This window comes from uncultured Proteiniphilum sp., assembly GCF_937873925.1.
In the GTDB taxonomy this organism is placed as follows: domain Bacteria; phylum Bacteroidota; class Bacteroidia; order Bacteroidales; family Dysgonomonadaceae; genus Proteiniphilum.
In genome coordinates this window covers 21276-27793 of the sequence record NZ_CALNAT010000201.1, presented here as the reverse complement: position 1 = coordinate 27793, position 6518 = coordinate 21276, and the positions used below count along the sequence as shown (strand labels likewise).

Sequence of the window (6518 nt, the reverse complement as noted above, 5' to 3'; positions counted from 1 at the left end):
TATTTTAACGAAAACAAACTCCTCTTATCCGGAAATAACTCCAATAAGAGGCGAACTCACATGCCCGTAGGGAAATTCCTACAGGTGCCAGATCCTTTATTATCATCGTAAAGAGAAAAGATCCTCTTTTTTAGTAGTATCATTTAACACCTAAATAATTCTAATTATTAATCTAAAGCAAGTAAAAATGAGATGAAAAAGAAATTAAATTTTTTACTATGTATTCTTCTGGCTGTTCCTTTCTATTTATCTGCACAGGAGATACAAGTACGAGGAAAGGTTGTAGAAGCGGAAACGGGTGAACCCTTACCCGGGGTTAGCATCCTGATTGAAAATTCAACAAGAGGGGTTACTACCGATATCGACGGAACCTTCGAAATAAGGGCTACTCCTGCCGATAAGCTGGTATTCTCTTTTCTCGGACTGGAATCGCAGACCATTGAGGTAGGAAATCAAACGTATATCGAGGTAACCATGAGCGCCGCGGCCAGTGAATTAGATGAAGTAACCATCGTCGCTTTCGGCAGGCAAAAGAAAGAGAGCGTTGTAGCTTCTATATCGACTATAAATCCCGGAGAATTAAAAGTCCCTTCAAGTAACCTAACCACTGCGTTGGCCGGGCGAATGTCCGGGCTAATCGCTTATCAGAGAAGTGGCGAACCGGGTAGAGATAACGCAGAATTCTTTATCCGTGGAGTAACCACTTTTGGATATAAGAAAGACCCGTTGATCCTTATCGATAATAATGAGTCAACCAGCACGGAGCTAGCCAGAATGCAGCCGGATGATATTGCAAGTTTTTCGATCCTGAAAGATGCGACAGCGACAGCCCTGTATGGTTCGAGAGGAGCAAATGGCGTTATCCTTATTTCGACCAAAGAGGGACGTGAAGGAAAGGCCAGGATAAATATCAGGTATGAGGAAGCTTTTTCTCAGCCAACAAAAATGGTTGACATGGCGGATCCGGTCACGTATATGCGGTTACACAACGAGGCCATCCGAACAAGAGATCCTCTTGGTAAATTGATGTATTCGGAACACAAAATACAAAATACGATAAACGGAACCAACCCTTATGCATATCCGGCAACTGATTGGTACGATATGCTATTTAAAGATTATTCCAATAACCATCGATTGAATTTCAACCTGTCGGGTGGCGGAAAAGTTACCCGTTATTATCTTGCCGGAAGTGTAATAAACGATAACGGCGTATTGAATGTTGACAATAAAAACAATTTTAATAACAACGTTCAATTGAACAGGTATATGTTACGTTCGAACGTAAATATTAATGTTACTCCAACAACAGAAGCAATTGTGCGTCTATCGGGAGCATTCGACGATTATAAAGGTCCCCCGCAAGGGGGTCAGCGGATTTTTCAAATGGTGATGCATACAAATCCGGTGTTGTTCCCTCCCTATTATGCAGCAGATGCGGCAAATGAATATACGGAACATATATTGTTCGGCAATTACGACAACATGCAATATTATAACCCTTATGCTGAAATGGTTAGAGGTTATAAAGAATATTCAGAAAGCCAAATGGGGGCTCAATTTGAATTAAAACAAGATCTTGATTTCATCGCAGAAGGACTTTCCTTACGGGCTATGTTTAATGCCAACCGGTATTCATACTTTGACGTAGTAAGGCAATATGATCCGTTTTACTATACCGTGGGAAGTTATAACAAAGAAAGAGATACATATGTGCTTTCTCCTCTGAATGAAGAACAGGGAACGGATTATCTTTCATATAGTGAAGGTCCTAAAAATGTAAATGCAGTTACCTATTTCGAGAGTGCACTCAACTGGGCCCGTAATTTTAATAAAAAGCATGAGGTAGGAGCTCTTTTAGTTTATACCATGCGGAATGAATTAATAGGAAACGCGGGAGATCTGCAAAGGTCGCTACCATACAGGAACCTTAACCTGGCAGGACGTATCACGTACGCCTATGATTCGCGTTATATGTTCGAAGGGAATTTCGGATATAATGGGTCGGAGCGTTTCTCGAAAGCAGAACGTTTTGGTTTTTTCCCTTCTGCCGGTATCGGATGGATTATTTCTAACGAAGGTTTTTACGGGGAAGGATTGCGTAAGATTGTGAGCAGCCTGAAATTAAAATCCACATATGGGTTATCGGGGAACGATGCTATCGGTGATGCCAATGACAGGTTCTTTTATCTTTCCAATGTGAACATGAACAGCGCGAACCACCGCTCTTCCTTCGGCACATTTGGGAATAGTGGCGGCCTTAGCAAAGATGGGGTCTCTATTAGCCGGTACGCGAATGACCAAATTACCTGGGAAACTTCAAAGAAATTTAATATTACCGCCGAGATCGGACTATTTGAAAAAATTGATATTCAAGCCGAATACTTCCGGGAAGACAGGAGCAATATACTGATGGACAGGGCATTTATCCCTTCAACCATGGGTCTCCAGGCTGCTACCCGTTCCAATGTGGGTAAAGCCGCTGCCCACGGAGTTGATGTTTCCGTAAATATGAACCATTCCTTTAACAAAAACGCCTGGATAAGCGGTATAGCCAATTTCACTTACGCCACAAGCGAATTTAAAGTATACGAAGAGCCTGATTATCCCGATGCTCCCTGGAGATCGAGAATTGGATATCCATTGACTCAAACCTGGGGATATATTGCTGAACGCTTATTTGTAGACGACGAAGAGGTACGCAATTCCCCGACACAGTTCGGGAATTATAAAGCCGGTGATATCAAATATAAGGATTTGAACGGGGACGGGAAAATTACAGAACTGGATATGGCTCCCATAGGATATCCTACAACTCCTGAAATTACCTACGGGTTCGGATTATCATCCGGTTATAAGGACTTTGACTTCTCTTTCTTTTTCCAGGGAAATGCAAGGACATCCTTCTGGCTGACAACATATAATGACTTTGATCGTGGAATTGTAGATGTAACCCCGTTTATCGGGGGGCAACAAGGGTTGATGGAGGCTATCGCCGACAGTCATTGGTCGGAGGCAAACAGGAATGTATATGCCATGTGGCCGCGCCTGTCGACCACCCATATAGAAAATAACAGCAGGACGTCTACATGGTTGATGCGCGATGGCACGTTCCTTCGTCTAAAGTCTGTCGAGTTAGGATATACTTTGCCTGTACACATCGCGTCTAAAGCCCATATGTCTAATTTACGCATCTATTTTAGCGGGACAAACTTGCTCACATTCAGCAAATTCAAGTTGTGGGATCCCGAAATGGGAGGAAACGGGTTGGGTTATCCTGTTCAAAGAGTATTTAATATAGGTATACAGTTGGGTTTTTGAAGGTTTTAAAACAGAATTAAGATGAAAACAAGAATAATAAAAAACATACTACATTTTCTCTGTGTATTGTATATCACATCATCCTGTGATTATTTAGATGTTGTTCCTGATAATGTGGCCACAATTGATTATGCATTTAAAAACAGTATTGCTGCGGAAAAATACTTATACGGGTGTTATAGCTACAGGCCGGCAATCGGAGATATACAAAATGATCCGGCGATGACCGGTTCGGACGAAACGACACAGAGGTACGTGCAGATGGAATCAGGAACAAGATTTGTCACATGGGGAGGAACAAAAATAACACGTGGATTACAAAATGCCAATGAACCGATCATGAATACATGGGATGGTAACCGTTCATTATGGGTAGGCATTCGTGATTGTAATATTTTTCTTGAAAATATAGATAACGTGAGGGATTTGATGGAGCATAACCGCAGGAGGTGGGTCGCAGAAGTCAAATTTTTAAAAGCTTATTATCATTATTCCTTAATGAAGCGGTATGGTCCGGTCCCTATCGTAGACGTGAACCTGCCCATCTCTGCCAATGTGGCGGAAGTTCAGGTTTATAGGGAACCCATTGAAGATGTGGTGAATTATGTGGTTGGCCTGATAGAAGAAGCGATACCAGATTTACCGGAAGCAAAAGAAATTGTTGAAGGGACAGAAGCCGGCAGGGTCGATAAACTGATCGCCATGACGTTGAAAGCGGAAGTACTACTTTTTGCGGCAAGCCCGTTGTTTAACGGCAATACTGATTATTCGGGAATGAAAGATAACAAAGGCAGGCAGCTATTTCCTCAAGATTACGATCCCAACAAATGGCAGATAGCCGCTGATGCTTGCCTTAAAGCCATTAACGCTGCCCATGAACAAGGGAAAAAGCTGTATAATCAGGTGGATCCGTTATTAATTAATGAACCTGAAACATTACAATTGGAAACAAATTACAGGCAGGCTATTTGCGACAAATGGAATTCTGAATTGATATGGGGTGGGACAAATAATGATTGCGGGATCCTTGCACGTGACGCTTCAACAAGAATAATCCGGATGAGTCCCACCACCTTGTCTGCCGTGACAAGTGAATGGTCTCCTACGCTGGGATTAGTAAGCAAATACTATTCCGCTAATGGTGTACCTATGGAGGAAGATAAAGACTGGCAAGCCAAAGGGTGGTATCAGAATAGACATTCCATTCGTCCCGAACCATCTGCCGATGAGGAGATTTATTATGTAAAAGAAGGAGAAAAAACTGTCTACCTGCATTATAACCGTGAACCTCGTTTTTATGCAAGCATCGCTTTTGACAAAGGGATTTATTTTGGTGCCGGATACAATACGTTCCAAGATGCCAAGCATTGCGAATTTATGAATACCCAAATTTCCGGTTTCCAGGCCGGGGAAGCAAATAGTATTACAGGCTATGGGGCTAAAAAAATGAGCCACTATAAAAATACACAGCAATACGACAGGACAACCTGGGAATATTTCCCATTTCCCGTTTACAGGTTGGCCGATTTATATTTGATGTATGCCGAAGCATTAAATGAAGCGGAAGGGCCGGAGGATGAAATATTCAGGTACTTGGATATGATCCGGGAACGTGCTGGATTGGAAGGAATTGCCAACTCATGGACAAAATATTCTACGAACCCGGAAAAAATTAACACGAAAGAGGGCAGAAGGAACATCATCCGCAGAGAGCGTGCGATAGAATTGGCTTTTGAAGGAAAACGCTTTTGGGATATACGGAGATGGAAAGAAATAGAGGTTTACAATGCAGACCCGCAAGGATGGAATATCATGGGGGAAACGCCGGAAGATTTCTATACGGTCCTTCCTTTGAGGAACGAATCGGTGAGGTTTACCGTAAAAGATTATTTCTGGCCAATACGGGAGTCTAATTTGTTTGTGAACAAAAATCTTGTTCAAAACTATGGATGGTAAATTATTAAGCATTTATAACTATAAATATAATATGAAACTAAAAAAGAATTGTTTTATCCGGTTAGTTTTGGGGATGGTATTTCTTTATTCATGTGGGAATGAAGAGCCTGTAGGACAACAACCTCTGGACAATATCCCGCCCGGAATAATAACAAATGTAAGTGTGAAGAATATTGCGGGAGGTGCTGTTTTCCACTATACACTTCCTTCCGATGAAGATTTGTTATATATAAAAGCTGTTTACTCTATTGATGGGGAAACGGAAGTAGAGAGCAAAGCTTCGGCTTTTGTTGATTCACTGTCAGTGTTGGGCTTTGGTGACACTATACAGTATCAGGTGAAGTTGATCGCTGTGGACAAAAGCCGTAATGAGTCCGATCCACATGTTGAAACGATAAGACCGCTTATTCCGGATGTCCTTTCTATTTCGAAAACCCTTTCGATTGTTTCAGACTTTGGAGGATTACTGGCCACATGGGAAAATCCAGGCAGAGCGGAAATTTCGGTTAATATTGAAATAGAAGATCATAATAGGGAGTATGTACCCAAAGAAATATTCTATAGTTCCTCGATAAACGGAAAGGGCACCGTACGGGGTATGGATACGATCCCTTTTTATTTCCGGACTTACCTGCAAGACCACTGGGGAAACAAGAGCCCTTTTAGATATGACACGATTATCCCGATTTATGAAACGGAATTCGATAAATTGAAATTCGCCAAAGTGACAACATCAGGAGATATCCCCCCATATAATTCTGATTATGACATACATAGGATATGGGACGGGAACAATGGAGGCGACCCGTGTTATAGCTCCCCTGCAGGAACGGGCATATGGCCCCAAACTGTTTCTTTTGATTTGGGAGTAATAGGAAAAATCAGCCGGCTACGGTTGTTTCAAAGGACCTCGAATACGAATTATATTTTTCACGAAGGGAATTTGAGGAACTTCGAAGTATGGGGATGTGTAAATTACAATCCCGCTCAATCAGGTTGGGAACAATGGACTAAGTTAATGGATTGTGAATCTATCAAGCCATCCGGGTTACCTCTTGGGCAGCTGTCTATTGAAGATGAAGAACAAGCTCGGAACGGAGAGGATTTTACAAACGATCCAAATAACCCGCCGGTACGCTATATAAGAATATTAGCAAAACGAACCTGGGCCAATGGGGCTAATTTTCAAATCGGTGAGGTGGAAATCTATGGCGACAACAGGCCATCTGTAATGCAATAGA

The 6518-nt window shown here is 42.0% G+C and carries 3 protein-coding genes; all 3 read left to right on the top strand.

Annotated features, from left to right (window positions below; genetic code table 11):
* Positions 1–192: 192 nt before the first annotated feature.
* Genes Q0502_RS13760 through Q0502_RS13750 form a run of 3 tightly spaced genes read left to right on the top strand, consistent with a single transcriptional unit; the run spans position 193 to position 6517 of the window.
* A complete protein-coding gene (locus tag Q0502_RS13760) occupies positions 193–3321 on the top strand; it encodes a TonB-dependent receptor (protein ID WP_298651733.1) in 3129 nt (1042 codons plus the stop codon).
* 21 nt (positions 3322–3342) lie between these two features.
* Positions 3343–5277 carry a RagB/SusD family nutrient uptake outer membrane protein gene (locus Q0502_RS13755; RefSeq protein WP_298651730.1) on the top strand — a complete coding sequence of 645 codons (1935 nt, stop codon included), beginning with the start codon at positions 3343–3345 and terminating at the stop codon, positions 5275–5277.
* A 31-nt stretch (positions 5278–5308) separates the two neighbouring features.
* Positions 5309–6517 carry a DUF5000 domain-containing lipoprotein gene (locus tag Q0502_RS13750; protein ID WP_298651727.1) on the top strand — a complete coding sequence of 403 codons (1209 nt, stop codon included), beginning with the start codon at positions 5309–5311 and terminating at the stop codon, positions 6515–6517.
* Position 6518 lies beyond the last annotated feature (1 nt).

What these genes read in the sequence shown, in the direction of transcription:
- Q0502_RS13760 (WP_298651733.1), top strand. Translation starts at nt 193, where the DNA reads ATGAAAAAGAAATTAAATTTTTTACTATGTATTCTTCTGGCTGTTCCT.
- Q0502_RS13755 (WP_298651730.1), top strand. Translation starts at nt 3,343, where the DNA reads ATGAAAACAAGAATAATAAAAAACATACTACATTTTCTCTGTGTATTG.
- Q0502_RS13750 (WP_298651727.1), top strand. Translation starts at nt 5,309, where the DNA reads ATGAAACTAAAAAAGAATTGTTTTATCCGGTTAGTTTTGGGGATGGTA.